This is a genomic window from Pseudomonas putida (genome assembly GCF_001976065.1).
In the GTDB taxonomy this organism is placed as follows: domain Bacteria; phylum Pseudomonadota; class Gammaproteobacteria; order Pseudomonadales; family Pseudomonadaceae; genus Aquipseudomonas; species Aquipseudomonas serbica.
The window spans coordinates 244,633-266,193 of sequence record NZ_MNAH01000004.1; the positions used below are offsets into that span (position 1 = coordinate 244,633).

Sequence of the window (21,561 nt, forward strand, 5' to 3'; positions counted from 1 at the left end):
CCGCTCCCACATTGGGTATTGCGACTGGCTTAGGACTGCTTCTCGAACTTCAGGTCCCAAACGCCATGCCCAAGACGTTCGCCTCGGCGTTCGAACTTGGTGATCGGGCGCTCGGCCGGGCGAGGTACGCACTTACCGTCTTCAGCGAGGTTGCGGTAACCCGGGGCCACGTTCATCACTTCCAGCATGTACTCGGCGTACGGCTCCCAATCGGTGGCCATGTGCAGGATACCGCCGACTTTCAGCTTGCTGCGCACCAGCTCGGCGAATGACGCCTGGACGATACGACGCTTGTGGTGACGGCTCTTGTGCCATGGGTCCGGGAAAAACAGCATCAGGCGATCGAGGCTGTTATCGGCCACGCAACGGTTGAGCACCTCGATGGCATCGCAATCGTAAACCCGCAGGTTGGTCAGGCCCTGGGTCAACACGCCATTGAGCAGCGCACCCACACCCGGACGGTGAACCTCGACGCCGATGAAGTCCTGCTCCGGCGATGCCGCAGCCATTTCCAGCAGCGAATGGCCCATGCCGAAGCCGATCTCCAGCGAACGCGGGGCCGAGCGACCGAACACCTGGTCGAAATCCACCGGGGCGTCGGCCAGGGGCAGCACGAAAAGCGGCGCACCCTGTTCCAGACCCCGTTGCTGGCCTTCGGTCATGCGCCCGGCGCGCATCACGAAACTCTTGATGCGGCGGTGTTGGCGCTCGTCGCCTTCTTCCGTCTGGATTGGCGTGTCGTTCGATTCAGTCATCAATGGCTCTTACTTGATCAGACCATCCAGCGGCGAAGAGGCGCTGGCATAGAGTTTTTTCGGCATGCGACCGGCGAGGTAGGCCAGGCGGCCTGCGACGATCGCGTGTTTCATGGCTTCGGCCATCATGATCGGCTGCTGGGCGTGGGCGATCGCCGAGTTCATCAGCACAGCATCACAGCCCAGCTCCATGGCGATGGTAGCGTCGGACGCGGTACCGACACCGGCATCCACCAGCACCGGGATTTTCGCTTCTTCGAGGATGATCTGCAGGTTGTACGGGTTGCAGATCCCCAGGCCCGAACCGATCAGACCGGCCAGCGGCATCACTGCGATGCAGCCGATTTCCGCCAATTGACGGGCAATGATCGGGTCATCACTGGTGTAGACCATCACGTCGAAACCTTCCTTGACCAGCGATTCAGCGGCCTTGAGGGTTTCGATCACGTTGGGGAACAGGGTTTTCTGGTCGGCCAGTACTTCCAGCTTCACCAGATTGTGGCCATCGAGCAGCTCACGGGCCAGGCGGCAGGTGCGCACGGCCTCGATAGCGTCGTAGCAACCGGCAGTGTTGGGCAGGAAGGTGTAGCGATCCGGCGAGAGGAAGTCCAGCAGGTTCGGTTCGCCCGCGTTCTGGCCGAGGTTGGTACGGCGCACGGCGAAAGTAACGATTTCAGCACCCGAGGCCTCGATGGCCAGGCGGGTTTCTTCCATGTCACGGTACTTGCCGGTACCGACCAGCAAACGCGACTGGTAAGTACGACCGGCCAGGACGAAAGGCTTGTCGCTACGAACGATGCTCATGGGGAATCCTCTGTAGGGGTGAGGGTCTTGCAGAATTCTGTCGGCCTTTGGGCCACGTGGCTAGCCGCCGCCGATGGCGTGCACCACTTCGACGTTGTCGCCGTCGTTCAACGTGGTGTCTGCGTGCTGACTGCGCGGGACGATATCCAGGTTGAGTTCGACCGCTACCCGGCGCCCGGTCAAGTCCAGACGGGTCAGCAGGGCCGCAACGGTTTCACCGTCGGGCAGTTCAAAGGATTCGCCGTTCAACTGAATGCGCATGCCGAATGCCGCCATCATTTTAAAGGGCTGGCATTCTAGCCCGATCGTGACCTAAAGGTCAGCAACAAGCGTCAAGCGGTCAGCGGCAAGCGCCAGGCGGCAAGGCCCAGGCAGAGCCAGCCCGCCAGGAACGCCAGGCCACCGAACGGAGTGACGATGCCGAGCTTGCTGACACCCGTCAGCGTCAGCACGTACAGGCTGCCAGAGAACAGAAGAATGCCAATGGCAAAGCAAGCGCCGGCCCAAGCGACCAAGCGACCGGGAATCTGCGTAGCCAGCAACGCCACGCCCAGCAAGGCCAGGGTGTGCACCAGCTGATAGGTGACGCCGGTATGGAAAATCGCCAGGTATTCGGCACTCAGGCGGTTTTTCAGGCCGTGGGCGGCGAACGCCCCGAGACCGACTCCAGTGAAGCCGAAAAAAGCGGCCAGCATCAAAAAGCCACGCAGCATGAAGAACTCCAGTCAGTCTCGATCAACAGGGTCTGTATAATGGCCCGCTCAACGGGTTCGGCCAAGCCATCTCTATGCTGCGTATCTATTTCCGTCGTTTCACCAAGGCCGTGCTCTGGTTCATGAGCGCTAGCGTCGTGCTGGTGCTGATATTCCGCGTGGTGCCGCCGCCCGGGACAACGCTGATGGTCGAGCGCAAAGTCGAATCCTGGTTCGATGGTGAGCCCATCGATCTGCAACGCACCTGGAAACCCTGGGATGAAATTTCCGACGACCTGAAAGTCGCGGTGATTGCCGGTGAAGACCAGAAATTTCCCGAGCATTGGGGCTTTGACTTCGGTGCGATCCAGAAAGCACTGGCCCACAACGAGCTCGGCGGCACCATCCGCGGTGCCAGCACCCTGAGCCAACAAGTGTCGAAGAACCTGTTCCTGTGGTCCGGCCGCAGCTGGTTGCGCAAAGGCCTGGAAGCCTGGTTTACCGGGTTGATAGAAGTATTCTGGCCCAAGCAGCGGATTCTTGAGGTGTACCTCAACAGCGTTGAGTGGGATGACGGGGTGTTTGGGGCGGAGGCGGCTGCACGGCATCACTTCGGGACCAGCGCAAAAAATCTCAGCCGCCAGCAATCGAGCCTGCTGGCCGCTGTACTACCGAACCCGCGGGTGTGGAGCGCGAGCCACCCGACCAATTACGTGGCGCGGCGCGCTGGCTGGATTCGGCAGCAGATGAGTCAACTGGGTGGGGACAGCTATCTGGTTGGCCTCAACGATTCGCGCCGGGCGCCGTGGTCCCAATAACACCGAAAATCCCCTGTGGGAGCGGGCTTGCTCGCGAAGGCGTCGTGTCAGACGACTTCAATACTGAACGACACAGCGCTTTCGCGAGCAAGCCCGCTCCCACATTGGTTTTGTGTTGAGCCCAAACAAAAATGCCCCGATCAGTGATCGGGGCATTTTTTATTGCCTTGGTGCAGCTTACGCCGCGATCGACAGTTTGAGCTTGTTCATCGCGCTCTTTTCGAGCTGACGAATACGCTCGGCCGACACGTTGTACTTCTGCGCCAGGTCGTGCAGCGTGGACTTTTCTTCCGCCAGCCAGCGCTGGTAGAGGATGTCGCGGCTACGGTCGTCCAGCACTTCGAGCGCTTCGTGCAGGTTGTGGTTGGAGTTGTCGCTCCAGTCGGCATCTTCCAGTTGACGGGCCGGGTCGTACCGATGGTCTTCCAGATAGTTGGCCGGTGACTGGAAGGCGCTGTCGTCGTCGGCTTCAGCCGCCGGATCGAAGGCCATGTCGTGACCGGTCAGGCGACTTTCCATCTCGCGCACTTCCCGCGGCTCGACGCCGAGGCTTTCCGCCACACGGTGGACTTCCTCGTTGTTCAGCCAGGCCAGGCGTTTTTTCTGGCTGCGCAGGTTGAAGAACAGCTTGCGCTGGGCCTTGGTGGTCGCGACCTTCACGATGCGCCAGTTACGCAGGATGAATTCGTGGATTTCCGCCTTGATCCAGTGCACGGCAAAGGACACCAGGCGCACGCCCATTTCCGGGTTGAAGCGCTTCACGGCCTTCATCAGGCCGACGTTGCCTTCCTGGATCAGGTCAGCCTGGGCCAGGCCGTAGCCGGAATAGCTACGGGCGATATGTACGACAAAACGCAGGTGGGCGAGCACCATCTGCCGAGCCGCCTCAAGATCCTGCTCATAATAGAGACTCTCGGCCAGTTCACGCTCCTGCTCCGGCGTCAGCAATGGAATGCTGTTGACGGTGTGCACATAGGCCTCCAGGTTCGCACCCGGGACCAGAGCATATGCAGGCTGCAAAGAATTGGTCATACGAAAAAACCTCCCACTTACATACTCGTGCCATTGGCACTGCGAAAATTGACCGGAAACCGAAAGACAAGTTCCCCTAAAAACTGCAAGGTCAATCACGCGCAAAAAAGATTCTACTTCGGCGCCAGCTCCCTGAGATGACGTGCGACTGCAATCCATGCACCGATATAACCCAACAGCACCGCGCCAAGCAAGAGAGACAGACCGTCGGCAACCGGTACGCCGGCCAGTGCGAAATCACTGCCATACAACCCGGCCAGGCCGACTACCGCATCGTTCAGCCAGTTCAGGCCGAACGCCAACACGCCCCAGGAAAGAATCCCCGCACCGAAACCATACAGTGCCCCCATGTAGAGAAAGGGTCTGCGCACATAGCTGTCGGTGCCGCCTACGAGTTTAATCACTTCTATCTCTGTGCGGCGGTTTTCAATATGAAGACGAATGGTATTGCCTATCACCAAAAGTAATGCAGAAACCAGGAGCACGGTGAGACCGAAGACAAATCGGTCGCCCAGCTTGAGGATGGCTGCCAGACGCTCGACCCAGACTAGATCAAGCTGTGCCTGTTGTACCCTGGGCAATTCGGAAAGTTTTTGTCTTAATGCTTCAAGGGCTGGCTTGTCGACCTCGGTCGGCGTCACCAGGACCACGCCAGGCAACGGGTTCTCCGGCAGTTCCTTGAGCGCTTCGCCCAGGCCCGACTGCTGTTGGAACTCTTCCAGCGCTTGGTCACGGCCGACGTACTCGGCATCGGCCACCCCAGGCATACCCTTGATCTGTTCGCGCAGTGCCTCGCCCTCAGTCGGACTGGCTTCGAGTTGCAGGTACAGGGAAATTTGCGCCGCGCGCTGCCAGGAACCGCCCAGCCGCTCGACGTTACTTAGCAAAAGTGACAGGCCCATGGGCAAACTCAGGGCAACCGCCATCACCATGCAGGTGAAAAAGCTGCCGATGGGCTGTTTGCCCAGGCGACGCAAACTGTCCAGCAGGCTGGCACGATGACTTTCGATCCAGGCGCGCAAGAGCGTGCCAAAGTCCGGGCCGTCATCGTCGTCGTGTTTTTTCTTCTGCGGTTGCGGGTCGGCGGCCTTGGGGGCTACGCGCTCGGAAACCTTTGGACTGCGAGTGGCACTCATTCGCCGGCCTCCCCATCGCCGATCAATCGGCCGCGTTGCAACGTGAGCATTCGGTGGCGCATGCGCGCGATCAGTGCCAGGTCGTGACTGGCGATCAGCACACTGGTGCCCAGGCGATTGATGTCTTCGAACACACCCATGATTTCCGCCGCCAGGCGTGGGTCGAGGTTACCGGTCGGTTCGTCCGCCAGCAGCAGGGCCGGGCGGTGCACGATGGCGCGGGCAATGCCGACGCGCTGTTGTTGACCGGTGGACAGGTCGCCGGGATACAGATCGGTCTTGTCCGACAGTGCTACGCGCTCCAGTGCCGAGTCCACGCGCTTGGCGATTTCGGCCTTGGACAAACCGAGGATCTGCAACGGCAGCGCGACGTTGTTGAACACCGTGCGATCGAACAGCAATTGGTGGTTCTGGAACACCACGCCGATCTGCCGCCGCAAGAAAGGAATCTGTGCGTTGCTGATGGTGCTCAGGTCTTGCCCGGCCAGCAGCAGCTTACCGCTGGTCGGACGTTCCATGGCCAGCAGCAGCCGCAACAAGGTGCTCTTGCCGGCACCGGAATGGCCAGTGACAAACAAAAACTCGCCCCGACGGACTCGAAAGCTCAGCTCATGCAAGCCGACGTGACCGTTCGGGTAGCGTTTACCGACCTGCTCGAAACGAATCATGAACGCTCCCGCTCGGCAAACAGCGCCTGGACAAAGGGCTCAGCTTCAAAAGTGCGCAAATCGTCGATGCCTTCACCGACGCCGATATAGCGGATCGGCAGGCCAAACTGCTTGGCCAGGGCAAAAATCACCCCGCCCTTGGCGGTACCGTCCAGCTTGGTCAGCGCCAGGCCGGTCAGTTCGACGGTCTGGTTGAATTGCTTGGCCTGGTTGATGGCGTTCTGGCCGGTGCCGGCATCGAGTACCAGCAACACCTCGTGCGGTGCCTCGGCATCGAGCTTGCTGATCACCCGGCGAACCTTTTTCAGTTCTTCCATCAGGTTGTCTTTGGTATGTAGGCGACCCGCGGTATCGGCAATCAGCACATCGATGCCACGGGCCTTGGCGGCCTGCACGGCGTCGAAGATCACCGAAGCCGAATCGGCGCCCGTGTGCTGGGCGATAACCGGAATTTTGTTGCGCTCGCCCCAGACCTGCAATTGCTCGACCGCAGCGGCGCGGAAGGTGTCGCCGGCGGCGAGCATGACTTTCTTGCCCTCCAGCTGCAGCTTTTTCGCCAGCTTGCCAATCGTGGTGGTTTTACCCGCACCGTTGACACCCACCACCAGGATCACGAACGGTTTGTTCTGCGAGGTGATTTTCAGCGGCTGTTCGACGGGCTTGAGCATGGCTGCCAGCTCGGCCTGCAAGGATTTGTACAAGGCGTCTGCATCGGCCAGTTCCTTGCGCGCGACCTTCTGGGTCAGGCGCTGGATGATCACCGAAGTGGCCTCCACACCGACGTCGGCGGTCAGCAGGCGGGTTTCGAGGTCATCGAGCAGCTCGTCATCAATGGCCTTGCGGCCCAGGAACAGGCTGGCCATGCCTTCGCCGATGCTGGCGCTGGTCTTGGACAGGCCTTGCTTGAGGCGGGCGAAGAAACCGGCCTTGGTTTCTTCGGTGCGTACCGGCTCGACGGGCACTTCCACTGGCAGTTCGACGGGTGCGGCGGCGACAGGCGTAATAACAGGTGCAGGTGCAGGCTCTGGCGCTTGGACAACCGGCGCAACCGGTGGAACAAATGCAGCGGCTTCAGGTATTGGCGCAGCCTCAACAACGGGCGCAACCACCGGCGCGATCACTGGCGCCTGTACCGGCTCCGGCGTCCACGCAGCCGGCGCAGGAATCGGCGGCGTCACGTGTGGCGCCAGCTCATCTTCGACCAACGCCACCGGCTCTTCCGCCACCGGCAAGGTCAACCAAGGCTCGGCGACCGGCGTCAGCGGCTGTTCGGCAACGATTTCAGGTGCAGTCTCGGCAACCGGTTGCAGCACCGGCTCGGTGATGGGCAACACAACCGGCGCAGGTTCGGCACTCAGTACCGGCGCGGGCGTTGGCTCTGGAAGTGGTTGTGGCTGTTCGACGACGGGTTCCTGCGGCTTTTTGCGCAGCCATCCGAACAGGCTTTTCTTTTCGCCAGCCGCAGCTGGGGTCTTCTTGTCGTCGTTGGAACCAAACATGGAGGACGGCTATCTCACGGTAGCGGCGCGCCAACAGGCGCCCCGGCAAATGAATATTCGATGCAGAACAGACTGCGATTGACCCAGCTTGTTCACGCGCAACATTTTGTCGAGGTGCGAACGGCACCTTACAAAAACGATTTCACTAAGGACTGATGCGGAAAAATCGGCGAAAAAGCAGAGTCTAGTTGATAAACCACAGCCTTTTGCCGCAAACCCAAACAACCTGATCAAACGCAAAGGCCTGATAGGCGTGGCCGCCAGTAAAACGGATCAGTATCCTAGCACCCTCTCGCCCGCTGACGCTAAGACCACGCGGGCAGCCCCAAAGGTTTAAAAACGAATGAATGCTCTAGCCCGCCGCGCTGCAGGCCTGCTGCTCAGCACAGTTTGCCTGCCCCTTTCGGCCCTCGCGGCCGACCCGCAACCGACTCACGAATTCACCCTCGACAACGGCTTGAAGGTCGTCGTGCGCGAAGACCATCGCGCGCCGGTGGTGGTTTCCCAGGTCTGGTACAAGGTCGGCTCCAGCTATGAGACGCCAGGCCAGACCGGCCTGTCCCATGCCTTGGAACACATGATGTTCAAGGGCAGCGAGAAAGTCGGCCCCGGCGAAGCGTCGTTGATCCTGCGCGACCTCGGTGCCGAAGAGAACGCCTTCACCAGCGACGACTTCACTGCTTATTACCAGGTCTTGGCCCGCGACCGCCTGGGCGTGGCCTTCGAACTGGAAGCCGACCGCATGGCCAGCCTGCGCCTGCCGCCTGACGAGTTCGCCCGCGAAATCGAAGTCATTAAGGAAGAACGGCGCCTGCGCACCGACGACAAACCCATGTCCAAGGCCTACGAGCGATTCAAGGCCATGGCTTACCCGGCCAGCGGCTATCACACGCCGACCATTGGCTGGATGGCCGACCTGGACCGGATGAAAGTCGAAGAGCTGCGTCACTGGTACCAGTCCTGGTATGTGCCGAACAACGCCACGCTGGTGGTGGTCGGCGACGTGACGCCGGACGAGGTCAAGACCCTGGCCCAGCGCTACTTCGGCCCGATCGCCAAACGTGAAGTACCGGCGGCGAAGGTTCCGCTGGAGCTGGCCGAGCCCGGCGAACGCCAGATCACCCTGCACGTGAAGACCCAACTGCCCAGCCTGATGCTCGCCTTCAACGTGCCGAGCATCGCTACCGCCGAGGACAAACGCCTGGTCAACGCCTTGCGACTGATCTCGGCCCTGCTCGATGGCGGTTACAGTGGACGTATCCCGACGCAATTGGAGCGCGGCGAAGAACTGCTGTCCGGCGGTTCGTCGAGCTATGACGCCTATACCCGCGGCGACAGCCTGTTCACCCTGTCGGCAACCCCCAACAGCCAGAAAAACAAGACCATCGCCCAGGCCGAAGCCGGCTTGTGGAAACTGCTCGAACAGCTGAAGACCACCGCGCCGACCAGCGAAGAGCTGGAACGCGTACGGGCACAGGTCATCGCCGGACTGGTCTACGAGCGCGATTCGATCACCAGTCAGGCCACGGCCATCGGCCAACTGGAAACCGTCGGCCTGTCGTGGAAGCTGATGGACAGCGAGCTCGCCGACCTGGAAAGCGTGACACCGCAAGATGTCCAGAACGCCGCCAAGCTGTATTTCACCCGCGAACGTCTCAGCGTCGCCCATGTACTGCCGGAGGAGACGACTCATGAGTGAGCGTAAAAAACCGCGCCTGGCCCTGTTCGGCCTGATCGCCGTCGCACTGGTCGGGTCTGCCACATTCTATTTTTCCAAGACTGACCAGACCAACGCCAGCGAAGCGCTGGACAAGGCCAAGGCCAGCCAGAAGCTGCAATCACTGACCGAGCTCAACGGCAAGGCGCCGAGCCACCGCAAGCTCGACGTGCAGACCTGGAACACCGCCGAAGGCGCCAAGGTGCTGTTCGTCGAAGCCCGTGAGCTGCCGATGTTCGACATGCGCCTGATCTTTGCCGCTGGCAGCAGCCAGGACGGCGACGCGCCAGGCCTGGCGCTGCTGACCAACGCCATGCTCAACGAAGGCGTGGCCGGCAAGGATGTCAGCGTTATCGCCCAGGGCTTTGAAGGGCTGGGAGCCGATTTCGGCAACGGCGCCTTCAAGGACATGGCGATTGCCTCCCTGCGCAGCCTCAGCGCCGCGGACAAGCGTGAACCGGCATTGAAGCTGTTCGCCGAAGTCGTCGGCAAACCGTCCTTCCCCGCCGACTCGTTCACCCGCATCAAGAACCAGATGCTCGCCGGCTTCGAATACCAGAAACAGAACCCCGGCAAACTCGCCAGCCTTGAGTTGATGAACCGTTTGTACGGCGATCACCCCTACGCGCACGCCAGCGATGGCACGGCGCAAACCGTTCCGGCCGTCACCCTCGCGCAACTGCGTGCGTTCCAACAGAAAGCCTATGCAGCAGGCAACGTGGTGATCGCACTGGTGGGCGACCTGTCCCGCGCCGAAGCCGAAGCCATTGCCGCGCAAGTCAGCGCCGCCTTGCCCAAAGGCCCGGCCCTGCCGAAGATTGAGCAACCCGCCGAACCGAAGGCCAGCATCGGCCACATCGAGTTCCCTTCCAAGCAGACCAACCTGATGCTCGCGCAACTGGGCATCGACCGTGACGATCCGGATTACGCGGCACTGTCCATGGGCAACCAGATCCTCGGCGGTGGCGGCTTCGGTACCCGACTGATGAGTGAAGTGCGCGAGAAACGTGGCCTGGCATATGGTGTGTACTCGGGTTTCAGCCCGATGCAGGCACGCGGTCCGTTCATGATCAACCTGCAGACCCGCGCCGAAATGAGCGAAGGCACCCTGAAACTGGTGCAGGATGTGCTTGCCGACTACCTCAAGACCGGCCCGACCGAAAAAGAACTCGACGACGCCAAGCGCGAACTCGCCGGCAGCTTCCCGCTGTCCACCGCCAGCAACGCCGATATCGTCGGCCAACTGGGTGCGATCGGTTTCTACAACTTGCCGCTCAGTCACCTGGAAGACTTCATGCAACAGTCGCAGAACCTGACCGTCGAGCAGGTCAAGGCGGCCATGAACAAACACCTGAGCACAAACAAACTGGTCATCGTCAGCGCTGGCCCGACCGTGCCGCAAAAGCCGTTGCCGGCCCCTACTGATAAACCTGCCGAGCAACCGCTCGGGGTTCCGGAGCATTAATGGCTACTCGTCCGAAAAAACCTGTCCACAACGTGCATAACGGCGTGAACCAGCTGCGCATCATTGGCGGCGAATGGCGCAGTCGCAAGCTGAGCTTCCCTGACGCTCCGGGCCTGCGCCCGACGCCGGACCGGGTGCGGGAAACCCTGTTCAACTGGCTCGCCCCCTACGTCCCGGGCGCCAAGGTGCTCGATCCGTTCACCGGCAGCGGCGCGCTGTTTCTCGAAGCCCTGTCCCGTGGCGCCGCCATGGGCCAGGCACTGGACGCCAGCAGCCTTGCGGTGTCCAGCCTCAAGGAGCATCTGGGTACGCTGCGTTGCACCACCGGCCAGGTCCAGACCGCCGACGCCCTGCGCTATCTGGAGACCCAGCCAGCGGTGGCCTACGACCTGGTGTTCCTCGACCCGCCGTTCAACCAGAACCTGCTGCCCGCCGTTTGCTCCTTGCTCGAAGAGCGCCAGTGGCTGGCCGAAGACGCCTGGGTGTACACCGAAAGCGAAAGCGCGCCGTCGACCCTCGGCCTGCCGGAGAACTGGCGCCTGCACCGGGAGCAGAAGTCCGGGCGTGTCTACTACTCGTTGTGGCAACGCAGCGCCTGAGGTGCTGGCTGGATGACTATCCCGCAATCGCCTCGCGGACGCCCTACATAGTTACCGCCAGACGCTCGTCCAGATAATCCACAGTGGTTTGCGCAAATACCTGCAAACCACTGAGGATGTACACGGATGAACATCTCCCGCAGCACATGTCTGTTGCTCTTTATCGGATGGCTGCCGCTCTTGGCTGTCGCCACATCACCCCCTTCGACGCAAGCCTTCACCCTGGACAACGGGCTTAAGGTTGTCGTGCGCGAAGATCATCGTTCAGCAGCCGTAACCGCCCAACTCTGGGTGAAAGTCGGCTCAAGCTACGAACCGCCGGGTCAGTCCGGCCTGTCCCATGCCCTCGAGCACATGGTCTACAAAGGCAGCAGCAAGGCCTGCGCCGGAGAGTTTTCCGCAATACTGGAGAAACTCGGCGCCAGCGAAAACGCCTTCACCGGCAAGGACTACACCGTCTATCACCAGACACTTGCCCCCGGCCGGCTGGGCGTCGCGTTCGAAATCATGGCCGACCTGATGAGTACGGCCAAGTTGCGTGAGCAAGACTTCTCCACGGAGCTGAAGGTCATTGCGCAGGAGCGTCGCGATAGTATCGACGATCATGTATCGGCACTGAGCATCGAGCGGCTGGAAAGCCTCGCCTACCTGAGCAGTGCCTATCGCACGCCGGTCATAGGCTGGATGCACGACCTGCAACGGATTAATACCCTTCAACTGCAGCAGTGGTATCAGGCCTGGTATGCGCCGAACAATGCGACGCTGGTGGTCGTTGGCAATGTAACGCCTGACAGCGCTCAAGCGCTGGCGCAGCGCTACTTCGGTCACCTGGATCGACGCGCGACGCCAACTGCCCACGCGCCCGTCGAATTACCCTCACCCGGCGAAAGGTCATTGATCCTGCACGCCCCGATATCAGCTCCGCGACTCATCATGAGTTTCAACACCCCCAGCCTGGCCACTGCGCAAGAGCGCCGGACCGCTCATATGCTGCGCCTGCTCGAAATCCTGTTGGCAGGCTCCAACAGCGCACGACTCAAACAGCAACTGCAGTTTGGTGACGAGATATTTTCCGAAGTCCAGTCAGAGTACAACGCCTTCACTCGCGGCGATTCGTTGCTGACCATCACCGCTCAACTCAACCTCGACAAGGTCACAAGCACCGACCAGGCACTTGCGCGCCTGTGGCGAGCGATTGATGAATTGAAAAACAAGGCACCGGAAAAGGCAGAACTGGATCGGGCCAAAACCATCCTGATCGCCAACACGGTTTATGCGCAGGACGATCTGGAAGGACAGGCCAACACACTGGGCCTGCTGGAAAGCATTGGCCTCGACTGGCAGTTGGCGGATCAGGACACGGATGAGCTGAACAAAATTACTCCCCTGGATATTCAAAACGTTGCCGTGACTTACCTGACACGCGAACGCATGAGCATCGCCCAGATCTTGCCGGAGAAAAACAATGGATAAGTTCAGAACCGGCATGAAGGGAGCGTGGCTGGCACTGGCCGGCGTGGTGTTGAGTGGACAAGCCTTTACCGCATCCGCCGCCACGATGGCTGCGTCACAAACAGCCGCGCTGCAATCGCTGAATGAACCCCAGGTCGAGTCAGCTCATCGGTCACTGCCCATCAAGGGATACAAAACCCTTTCCGGAACCAAGATCCTGTTCATTCGCACCCCGGGCCTGCCCATGTTCGACGTCCATGTCAGCTTTGCCGCTGGCAGCGCCCACACAAGCCATCAACCCGGACTGGCAGCGCTAACCTTCAGCCTCTTGAATGAAGGGGTGGACGGCAAGGACCTCAACGCCATTCTGGAGAGCTTCGACCAACTGGGAGCGAGACTGGGCATGGGGATCACTCAGGATCAAGCCCGCTTTTCGTTGCGCAGCCTGAGCGATGAAGCCCGGCGAGCTCCAGCGCTGGAGCTGTTTGCCCAGATGCTTGGCAAACCTTCATTGCCGCAACAGTCGCTACCCGTGGCGAAATCCCAACTCCTGCACTTTCTCGACAATGAGGAACAGTCCCACGGCTACCAGGCCGATCAAGCCCTTTACAGACTACTGTCCCCCGGACATGGCTATGAACAGTCCGTTTATGGAACCAGGGTCGGGCTTGCCGCCATCACCCGCGATCAGGTGCAGGATTTCCATCGCAAGGCGTATGCGGCAGGCAACGCGATGATAACGCTGGTCGGCGACCTTACGGAGGACGAAGCCCAGCGCATTGGCGTACAGATTTCCAATGCATTGCCTCTGGGGCCAGCCGTCGCCACGATCAAATCCCCGGACAACCCCGCCTCTCCAGGTTTTCTGCAACTGCAAAGACCGTCGACCCAGGCTTACGTGCGCCTCGCCCAGCCCGGCGTCCTGCGCAACAGTCCGGACTTTGTGGCATTGCAGATGGCGAACCAGATTTTCACCACCCGGCTGATGCATGAACTTCGGGAACGTCGAGGACTCACCTATGACGTTCGAGCCGGGCTCTCTGTCCGTCAAGCGCAAGGAATCCTGGCAGTCGAACTGCAGACTCGACCGGAGCTTGCCGATGGAGTACTGGCAAAAATCAAGGAGATGTACCGCGACTTCCTCACCCATGGCCCCACACAGAAAGAGCTCGATGACACCAAAGCGCGACTGGCCGGCAGCGCACCATTGAACAGCACCACCAATGCACAGATCGTGAGTCAGCTGCGCGACATCGGTGTCTACGACTTGCCATTGGAACTCGACTATTCCACTCAGACAGCTTTGGAATTGAACCTCGAATCGGTCAAGAACGCACTCAACCGACACCTCGACACCGAACGATGGAGCGCTGTCATCCTGGGGCCCAAGACCGACCAGCAACCGTTGCCTGCGCCCCTTGAAAGCGAGGCCAATGCCATATGTCGCGCAACCGACGAGATTGTGGCAAGTTAGATTTCCCATGACGACGCGGTCGCGGCGCAGGCCGGCCGCGTCATTGTGCGGCTTCACGAAGACCTTTACCGAGAACCGATGTGCAACCGCGCCACACGATCACTGAACTGCCCGCCTTCAGACCGGCCTTCGGCCTCGGCAACCCGCACTTGCAGACCTTGTGGGGACCGCTGTGGCGTAAAACCACGCACCTCGAACGTGAGCGTGAACGCCTGTGGCTCGAGGATGGAGACTTCCTCGACCTCGACTGGCATGGCCCGCACAGCGCCGATGCGCCGTTGGTTTTGGTGTTGCACGGGCTGACCGGCTCGTCGAATTCACCTTACGTTGCCGGCATACAAAAAGCGCTGGGTGACCAGGGTTGGGCCAGTGTCGCGCTGAACTGGCGCGGCTGCTCTGGCGAACCCAATCTATTGCCGCGCAGCTACCACTCTGGCGCCAGCGAAGACCTGGCCGAAACCATCCGGCATCTGCGGGCAAAGCGCCCTCTCGCACCGTTGTATGCCGTCGGTTATTCCCTGGGCGGCAATGTGCTGCTCAAGCATCTGGGTGAAACCGGCAGTGCCAGCGGCGTGCTCGGTGCGGTGGCGGTGTCGGTGCCGTTTCGCCTGGACCAGTGCGCCGACCGCATCGGACAGGGTTTCTCCAAGGTCTACCAGGCGCATTTCATGCGCGAGATGCTGGCGTACATCAAGAATAAGCAACGGCAATTTCAGCACGACGGGCGCGAGGACGGTCTCGCGGCGCTCGCCGCGCTGGGTTCCCTGGAAAACATGCGCACGTTCTGGGATTTCGATGGCCGGGTGACGGCTCCGCTCAACGGGTTCACCGATGCCCATGACTATTATCGCCGCGCCTCTAGCCGCTATTTCCTCGGCGAGATCTGTACGCCAACCCTGATCATTCAGGCCGCCGATGACCCCTTCGTCTTCCCCCACAGCCTGCCGCATGCCGACGAGTTGTCGGCCTGTACGCAATTCGAATTGCAGGCCCGGGGCGGGCATGTCGGATTCGTCGATGGCTCGTTCCGCCAACCGGGCTATTACCTGGAACGGCGTATCCCGCAGTGGCTGGCCAGTATGGGGCGCGAGTAGGCCATGGGCATTGCACAGGGCGAGTCCATCCACTTCTGGCAAACGGCGCCGTTGGCCGGGATCGAGCTGTTGTCGGCGCGCTACATCGAGCAGCGTTTCGCCCCCCATGTGCATGACGGCTACGTGATCGGCATGATCATGGCCGGCGCCCAGCGTTATCGTTATCGCGGCGCCGAACACCTGGCAGGCAGCGGCACACTGGTGCTGATCAACCCCGATGAACTGCACACCGGCCACAAGGGCACGGAGGACGGCTGGTTGTACCGGGCGTTTTATCCCGACAGCGGGCAGATGCTGTCGCTGCTGGCCGAACTCGAATTGCCCACCCACCACTTGCCGGCGTTCGGCGCCACGTTGTATCGCGACCCGGATCTGGTGAGCGGCTTCTGCCAATTGCATCGTTTGCTGGAAAGTCCAGCCACGGCATTGCAACAACAGACTGCCTGGCGAGAACTGATGCTCTCACTGCTGCAGCGCCATGCGGCGGTTCCTGCCGCCGGCAAACCGGGCAAGGAACACCGAGCGGTGACATTGGCCAAGGACCTGCTGCACGCGCAATTGGCGGCGCCCCCCTCGCTGGAAGAACTTGCAGCGGCGGTGAACCTGTCGCCTTTTCACTTCGCCCGGGTGTTCCGCCGCGCCACCGGGATGCCGCCACACACCTGGCTGATGCAACAGCGCATCGCCCGGGCGCGGGTGTTGTTGCAGGGGGGTTGTTTGCCGCTGGAGGTCGCGACGCAGTTGGGGTTTGCCGACCAGAGTCATCTGAGTCGGCAATTCAAGCAGGTGTATGGGGTCGGGCCCGGGGCGTATCGCAATGCCCGATTGTTTTAAATCTCAAAAACAGCCAGTTGCCCCTGTGGGGTTTATTCGCCGGTGGCAACGCCCCGCGCAGGATCATTGATCCACTCGCTCCACGACCCCGCATACAGCGCCCCCAACGGATAACCCGCCAGGCACAACGCGAACAGGTTATGGCACGCCGTCACGCCGGAACCGCAGTACGCCACCAGTTCGGTAGGTGAGCGATCGCCCAGTTTCTCGGCAAAACGCTGCTTGAGCTGATCGGCTGGCAGGAACCGCCCGTCGCTGCCCAGGTTGTCGGTGAAGGCGGCACATTGCGCACCGGGGATATGCCCGGCAATCGGGTCTATCGGTTCGACTTCGCCCTTGAATCGCGCTAAGGCACGTGCATCGAGCAGGGTCAGCGATGGTTGTCCGAGACGTTTCTGCAACTGCTCTGCGCTGAGCAACAACGAAACATCAGGCGTACCAGTAAATGTGCCACGGCCGATCGCCGGAGGATCAAGACTCAGGGGCAGCCCTGCCGCGTGCCAGGCCTTGAGCCCGCCATCGAGGATGAACACCCCGTCACGCTTGCCCAGCCAGGCCAGCAGCCACCAGGCCCGCGCCGCAAAGGCACCCGGACCGTCATCGTACAAAACCACTTCGCTGTCGGCATTGATGCCCCAGGCTTGCAGGCGCTCGATCAGGTCCGCCGGCTCCGGCAATGGATGACGCCCGGTTACGCCCTTGACCACTTTTCCACTCAGATCACGCTCAAGATCGGCAAATGCCGACCCGCCAATGTGCCCTTGTGCATAGCTGCGCTGGCCATAATCCGGGTCTTCGAGGGCAAAACGACAATCAAGAATCACCAACCCCGGCTGATCCTTTTTCAGGTCCAGTGCTTGTGGGCTGATCAGTTGCGCAATGGGCATAACGGGCTCCTGTGATGGGCGATTTTCGATCCTGCGGCAGGCTTTATCTCATACGTCTTCCAGCGCCTGGGCCAGCGGCACGTAAAACTCTTCAAACAGCGCAGCGACCGCATCACGAGATTGATCCGTGACGAAACCCGCCTCCAGCACCAGCACCTGGTAGACGCCGCGCTTGATGGCCTGCTCGCTGAGGTGGCTGGAGTTTTCCCGCGTGGTGCACAAAAAACGTACCCAGGAGGTGAGGATGATCCAGGCATTGATCGTCAGGGACTCGATCTGCACCCGATCCATCTTCAGGATGCCAGCAGCGACAAAACCTTCGTAGATGGCAGCGCCCTGAATCACGCAACGCTGGGAAAAGCGCCGGTAGCGAGCCGCCAGCTCCGGGTCACTGTCGAGCAAGTGCTCCAGATCCCGGTGCAGGAACCGGTAGCGCCACATGGCTGACAACAGCTCCTTGAGGTAGAAACGCTTGTCCTCCACCGTGGCTTCGCGCCCCTGTGGCGGACGCAGGAAACTGTCCACCAGGCTCTCATACTCACTGAACAGCACGGCGATGATCGCCTGCTTGTTAGGGAAGTGGTAGTACAGGTTGCCCGGAGAGATCTCCATATGGGCGGCGATGTGGTTGGTGCTGATGCTGCGCTCGCCCTGCTGGTTGAACAGCTCCAGGCTGTTCTGCACGATGCGCTCGCTGGTTTTGATCCTTGGGGCCATGGCTTGAGCTTAAATTCAGAGTGCGTTGAGAGGCATCTTACGACCTACCGCCAGCGGATAAAACAAAGCGATGCCGAGGATGGCATTTGACTTTTTAGAGTATAGACTCTAAAAATGACCGCATTACAATAAATCCGGAGCCCACCATGACTGCTGACATTTCCTACCTGCAAAACATTCAGCAGCCTTTGGAAGAGCTCCAGGCCCTGTTCGACGTCCAGCGCGCGGCCTATGCCGCCAACCCGATGCCACCCGAAGCCCAGCGCCAGCAATGGCTCAAGTCATTGCGGGATTTGCTGAACAACGAACGTCAGGCCCTGATCGATGCGATCAGCCAGGATTTCAGCCACCGCAGTGCCGATGAAACCCTGCTCGCCGAACTGATGCCCAGCCTGCACGGCATTCACTACGCCAGTCGCCACCTCAAGAACTGGATGCGCGCGTCGCGACGCAAGGTCGGTGTTGCCTTCCAGCCGGCCTCGGCGAAAGTGGTCTACCAACCATTGGGCGTGGTCGGGGTGATCGTGCCGTGGAACTATCCTTTGTACCTGGCCATCGGGCCTTTGGTCGGCGCGTTGTCGGCGGGTAACCGGGTGATGCTCAAGCTCAGTGAATCGACCCCAGCCACCGGTTTGTTGCTCAAGGCATTGTTCGCACGGATCTTCCCCGAAGACCTGGTCTGCGTGGTGCTGGGCGAAGCCGATATCGGCGTGGCGTTTTCGCGCCTGCCCTTCGACCACCTGCTGTTCACTGGCGCGACCAGCATCGGCAAACACGTGATGCGCGCCGCGGCGGAAAACCTGACGCCAGTCACGCTGGAACTGGGCGGCAAGTCCCCGGCCATTGTTTCCAAGGACGTACCGCTCAAGGATGCCGCCGAACGCATCGCTTTCGGCAAGACCCTTAATGCCGGCCAGACCTGCGTGGCCCCGGATTACGTGCTGGTGCCCGAAGAGCGCGTCGACGCTTTTGTGGAAGCCTATCGGCAGGCAGTTCGCGGTTTTTATCCGACCCTCGCCGACAACCCGGACTACACCGCGATCATCAATGACCGACAACTGGCGCGACTGAACGGCTACATCAGCGACGCTACCAGCAAGGGTGCACAGATGATTCCCCTGTTCGATCAGTGCCAGGGCCGCCGCATGGGCCATAGCCTGCTGCTCAACGTCAGCGACGACATGACGGTGATGCAGGACGAAATCTTCGGCCCGTTGCTGCCGATCGTGCCGTACAAGCATCTGGACCAGGCGTTTGCCTACATCAACCAACGCCCTCGCCCACTGGCTCTGTACTACTTCGGCTACGACAAGCGCGAACAGAAGCGCGTGCTCAACGAGACCCATTCCGGCGGTGTCTGCCTCAACGACACCCTGTTGCACGTTGCTCAGGATGACATGCCGTTCGGCGGCATCGGCGCTTCAGGTATGGGCCACTACCACGGCCACGAAGGCTTCCTGACTTTCAGCAAGGCCAAGGGGGTGCTGATCAAGCAGCGATTCAACGCGGCGAAGCTGATCTACCCGCCCTACGGCAAATCCATTCAGAAACTGATCCAGAAGCTGTTTATCCGCTAACGATGATCACCCTCGGGTAATAACAATAATGCACCCCAGCCTGTCCGATACACCCGCGCTGTCACGGCGCGGCCTGCTCAAATTCAGCCTCGGCGCAAGCGCCTTTCTTGCCACTGCCGGGTTAGGGGCCAGTCTGACCGGTTGCTCATCGGGCGCGCCTGCCAGTGGGTTCACCGCGTTGCGCAGCGGCGACCTGGCATTTCTGCGCGCCCTTGTCCCGGTGCTGCTTGAGGGCGCCGTGACTGCCCAGCAGAGGCCCGACGCTGTCGAGGGCACCCTGAAAAGCCTGGATTACAACCTCGATCACCTGTCGCCGGAAATGCTCAAGCTCACCCGACAATTGTTCGACGTGCTCGGCATGGCCGTCACCCGCGGACCGTTGACCGGGATCTGGGGCAGCTGGGAAAACGCCGCTGCCGAGGATATCCGGCACTTCCTCGATCGCTGGGAAAACAGCTCGTTGAGCCTGCTGCGCATGGGCCACAGCTCATTGGTGCAACTGGTGATGATGGCCTGGTATGGCCGCAAGGAATCGTGGGCCCATTGCGGGTATCCGGGGCCGCCGACGGTTTGAGACCGCGTCGCCCCCTTCGCAAGCAGGCTCGCTCCCACATTTGACCGTGCCTTCCGATAATAAAAAGAGAACCTCAAGATGCCCGTACCCGACCCGTTCCGCGAAGGCATGGCCCGTGGCTGGAAAACCCACAACGGCTCGCAACTGACCCAGGATCTGACCCTCGAAGCGGATGTGGCGATCATCGGCAGCGGTGCCGGCGGCGGAACCACGGCCGAAATCCTCAGCGCGGCCGGTTACAAGGTGCTGCTGATCGAGGAAGGTCCGCTCAAGACCAGCAGCGACTTCAAGTTGCTCGAAGACCAGGCCTACGCCAGCCTCTATCAGGAAGGCATCGGCCGCATGAGCAAGGACGGCGCGATCACCATCCTCCAGGGTCGGGCGGTGGGCGGCACGACGCTGATCAACTGGACGTCGAGCTTTCGAACGCCAGAGCCGACGCTCGAACACTGGGCCAGGGAGCACAACGTGAAAGGCCACTCCCCTGCCGAGATGGCGCCCTGGTTCGAAAAAATGGAGCAGCGCCTGGGCGTCGCTCCATGGATGGTGCCGCCCAATGCCAACAACGATGTGATCCGCAAGGGCTGCGAAAAGCTCGGTTACAGCTGGCATGTCATCCCGCGCAATGTGCGCGGCTGCTGGAACCTTGGCTACTGCGGCATGGGCTGCCCGACCAATGCCAAGCAATCGATGATGGTGACGACCATTCCGGCCACCCTGGAAAACGGCGGCGAGCTGCTTTATCTGGCCCGCGCCGAGAAACTATTGATCGGCGGCGACAAGGTCACCGGCCTGCAATGCGTGGCGATGGATGAGCGTTGCGTCGAGCCCACCGGCCGCAAGATCACGGTCAAGGCGCGGCATTACGTGCTGGCGGGCGGCGGGATCAACAGCCCGGCATTGCTGATGCGCTCCGGGGCGCCCGACCCGCACCAACGCGTGGGCAAGCGCACCTTCCTGCATCCGGTGAACATGTCCGCCGCGTTGTTCGACGAGGTGGTCAACCCCTTCTACGGGGCGCCGCAATCGATCTATTCCGACCATTTCCAATGGCAGGACGGCACCACCGGCAAAATGGCCTACAAACTGGAGGTTCCACCGCTGCACCCGGCGCTGGCGTCGACGCTGCTCGGTGGTTTCGGCCAGGAAAATGGGCAGCATATGGCCAACTTGCCGCATACCCATGCCATGCTCGCGCTGCTGCGCGACGGTTTTCACCCCGACAGCCAGGGCGGCAGCGTCCAGTTACGTGGCGACGACACACCCGTGCTCGATTATCAGGTGTCTGCCTATGCCTGGGACGGTTTGCGCCGGGCCTTCCACAGCATGGCCGAGATCCAGTTCGCTGGCGGCGCCAGGGCCGTGATGCCGATGCATGCCGACGCGCGTTATGTGAACACCCTCGCCGAAGCACGCACCTTGATCGACAGCTTGAGCCTGGAGTTGTATCGCACGCGGCTGGGCAGTGCCCACGTGATGGGCGGATGTGCAATGGGCGAAGACCCGAAAAATGCCGTCACCGACAGCCTCGGCCGGCATCATCAATTGGCCAATCTGTCGATTCACGACGGCTCGCTGTTCCCCACCAGCATTGGCGCAAACCCGCAGTTGTCGGTCTATGGGCTGACGGCGCAACTGGCGACTTCACTGGCCGATCGTTTAAAAAACCCATGAAAAAGACGATTATCCTGGTCGTCTATAGTGCTTTCTTACCCAACAGGCGACTTGGCCGACCGGTTAGGCTGCGATACCATCCGAGTCCCTAAC

21 protein-coding genes are annotated in these 21,561 nt (G+C 60.9%); 11 read left to right on the plus strand and 10 right to left on the minus strand.

Features of this window, described 5'->3' with window-relative positions; genetic code table 11:
• Positions 1–29: 29 nt before the first annotated feature.
• From trmB to BKX96_RS16345, 4 genes are all read right to left on the minus strand, one after another.
• The gene (gene trmB, locus BKX96_RS16330; protein WP_020797367.1) at positions 30–755 is read right to left on the minus strand and encodes a tRNA (guanosine(46)-N7)-methyltransferase TrmB; all 726 of its coding nucleotides are present in this window, start codon (positions 753–755) and stop codon (positions 30–32) included.
• 9 nt (positions 756–764) lie between these two features.
• Complete coding sequence (locus tag BKX96_RS16335) at positions 765–1,559, minus strand: thiazole synthase (RefSeq protein ID WP_046818345.1); 795 nt, start codon at positions 1,557–1,559, stop codon at positions 765–767.
• A 60-nt stretch (positions 1,560–1,619) separates the two neighbouring features.
• Entirely contained in the window at positions 1,620–1,820 is a 201-nt protein-coding gene (gene thiS / locus BKX96_RS16340; RefSeq protein ID WP_007953386.1) for a sulfur carrier protein ThiS, read from the minus strand.
• 71 nt (positions 1,821–1,891) lie between these two features.
• Positions 1,892–2,272 carry a DUF423 domain-containing protein gene (locus tag BKX96_RS16345; protein WP_077184703.1) on the minus strand — a complete coding sequence of 127 codons (381 nt, stop codon included), beginning with the start codon at positions 2,270–2,272 and terminating at the stop codon, positions 1,892–1,894.
• Between the two features lie 74 nt (positions 2,273–2,346).
• On the opposite strand from BKX96_RS16345, the gene mtgA reads away from it, so the two are divergent.
• Positions 2,347–3,069 (plus strand): monofunctional biosynthetic peptidoglycan transglycosylase, encoded by a 723-nt coding sequence (mtgA, locus tag BKX96_RS16350; protein WP_077184705.1) that lies wholly within the window; start codon positions 2,347–2,349, stop codon positions 3,067–3,069.
• 177 nt (positions 3,070–3,246) lie between these two features.
• Here mtgA and rpoH read toward each other — a convergent pair whose 3' ends face one another.
• The 4 genes from rpoH to ftsY all read right to left on the minus strand — a co-directional run bounded on the left by rpoH (position 3,247) and on the right by ftsY (position 7,404).
• Positions 3,247–4,101 carry an RNA polymerase sigma factor RpoH gene (rpoH, locus tag BKX96_RS16355; RefSeq protein ID WP_008065085.1) on the minus strand — a complete coding sequence of 285 codons (855 nt, stop codon included), beginning with the start codon at positions 4,099–4,101 and terminating at the stop codon, positions 3,247–3,249.
• 113 nt (positions 4,102–4,214) lie between these two features.
• Positions 4,215–5,237 carry a permease-like cell division protein FtsX gene (ftsX, locus tag BKX96_RS16360; RefSeq protein WP_077184707.1) on the minus strand — a complete coding sequence of 341 codons (1,023 nt, stop codon included), beginning with the start codon at positions 5,235–5,237 and terminating at the stop codon, positions 4,215–4,217.
• Positions 5,234–5,905 carry a cell division ATP-binding protein FtsE gene (ftsE, locus tag BKX96_RS16365; RefSeq protein WP_008065082.1) on the minus strand — a complete coding sequence of 224 codons (672 nt, stop codon included), beginning with the start codon at positions 5,903–5,905 and terminating at the stop codon, positions 5,234–5,236. Before ftsE ends, ftsX begins: the two co-directional genes overlap by 4 nt.
• Positions 5,902–7,404 (minus strand): signal recognition particle-docking protein FtsY, encoded by a 1,503-nt coding sequence (ftsY, locus tag BKX96_RS16370; protein WP_077184709.1) that lies wholly within the window; start codon positions 7,402–7,404, stop codon positions 5,902–5,904. The genes ftsE and ftsY overlap by 4 nt, the downstream gene beginning before the upstream one ends.
• Before the next feature lie 343 nt (positions 7,405–7,747).
• Here ftsY and BKX96_RS16375 point away from each other — a divergent pair, with 343 nt between their 5' ends.
• The 7 genes from BKX96_RS16375 to BKX96_RS16405 all read left to right on the plus strand — a co-directional run bounded on the left by BKX96_RS16375 (position 7,748) and on the right by BKX96_RS16405 (position 16,039).
• Complete coding sequence (locus tag BKX96_RS16375) at positions 7,748–9,103, plus strand: M16 family metallopeptidase (protein ID WP_046818350.1); 1,356 nt, start codon at positions 7,748–7,750, stop codon at positions 9,101–9,103.
• Positions 9,096–10,586, plus strand: coding sequence for a M16 family metallopeptidase (locus BKX96_RS16380; RefSeq protein WP_077184710.1), 1,491 nt, complete (start codon positions 9,096–9,098; stop codon positions 10,584–10,586). The genes BKX96_RS16375 and BKX96_RS16380 overlap by 8 nt, the downstream gene beginning before the upstream one ends.
• Entirely contained in the window at positions 10,586–11,185 is a 600-nt protein-coding gene (gene rsmD / locus BKX96_RS16385) for a 16S rRNA (guanine(966)-N(2))-methyltransferase RsmD (RefSeq protein WP_046818352.1), read from the plus strand. Before BKX96_RS16380 ends, rsmD begins: the two co-directional genes overlap by 1 nt.
• Before the next feature lie 126 nt (positions 11,186–11,311).
• Positions 11,312–12,658 (plus strand): M16 family metallopeptidase, encoded by a 1,347-nt coding sequence (locus BKX96_RS16390; protein ID WP_077184712.1) that lies wholly within the window; start codon positions 11,312–11,314, stop codon positions 12,656–12,658.
• A complete protein-coding gene (locus BKX96_RS16395; protein ID WP_077184714.1) occupies positions 12,651–14,111 on the plus strand; it encodes a M16 family metallopeptidase in 1,461 nt (486 codons plus the stop codon). Before BKX96_RS16390 ends, BKX96_RS16395 begins: the two co-directional genes overlap by 8 nt.
• 98 nt (positions 14,112–14,209) lie before the next feature.
• Positions 14,210–15,205, plus strand: coding sequence for a hydrolase (locus tag BKX96_RS16400; RefSeq protein WP_046818723.1), 996 nt, complete (start codon positions 14,210–14,212; stop codon positions 15,203–15,205).
• 3 nt (positions 15,206–15,208) lie between these two features.
• On the plus strand, positions 15,209–16,039 hold the full coding sequence (locus tag BKX96_RS16405) for an AraC family transcriptional regulator (protein ID WP_046818355.1): 831 nt from the start codon (positions 15,209–15,211) through the stop codon (positions 16,037–16,039).
• 32 nt (positions 16,040–16,071) lie between these two features.
• Here BKX96_RS16405 and BKX96_RS16410 read toward each other — a convergent pair whose 3' ends face one another.
• Positions 16,072–16,926, minus strand: coding sequence for a sulfurtransferase (locus BKX96_RS16410; RefSeq protein WP_046818356.1), 855 nt, complete (start codon positions 16,924–16,926; stop codon positions 16,072–16,074).
• A gap of 48 nt (positions 16,927–16,974) precedes the next feature.
• Positions 16,975–17,643: a TetR/AcrR family transcriptional regulator gene (locus BKX96_RS16415; protein WP_046818357.1), complete on the minus strand. Its 669-nt coding sequence runs from the start codon at positions 17,641–17,643 to the stop codon at positions 16,975–16,977.
• 146 nt (positions 17,644–17,789) lie between these two features.
• Here BKX96_RS16415 and BKX96_RS16420 point away from each other — a divergent pair, with 146 nt between their 5' ends.
• The 3 genes from BKX96_RS16420 (at position 17,790) to BKX96_RS16430 (ending at position 21,468) form a co-directional block, all read left to right on the plus strand.
• The gene (locus BKX96_RS16420; RefSeq protein ID WP_077184716.1) at positions 17,790–19,220 is read left to right on the plus strand and encodes a coniferyl aldehyde dehydrogenase; all 1,431 of its coding nucleotides are present in this window, start codon (positions 17,790–17,792) and stop codon (positions 19,218–19,220) included.
• Between the two features lie 28 nt (positions 19,221–19,248).
• Positions 19,249–19,794: a hypothetical protein gene (locus BKX96_RS16425; protein WP_046818359.1), complete on the plus strand. Its 546-nt coding sequence runs from the start codon at positions 19,249–19,251 to the stop codon at positions 19,792–19,794.
• A 78-nt stretch (positions 19,795–19,872) separates the two neighbouring features.
• Positions 19,873–21,468 (plus strand): GMC family oxidoreductase, encoded by a 1,596-nt coding sequence (locus BKX96_RS16430; protein WP_046818360.1) that lies wholly within the window; start codon positions 19,873–19,875, stop codon positions 21,466–21,468.
• Positions 21,469–21,561 lie beyond the last annotated feature (93 nt).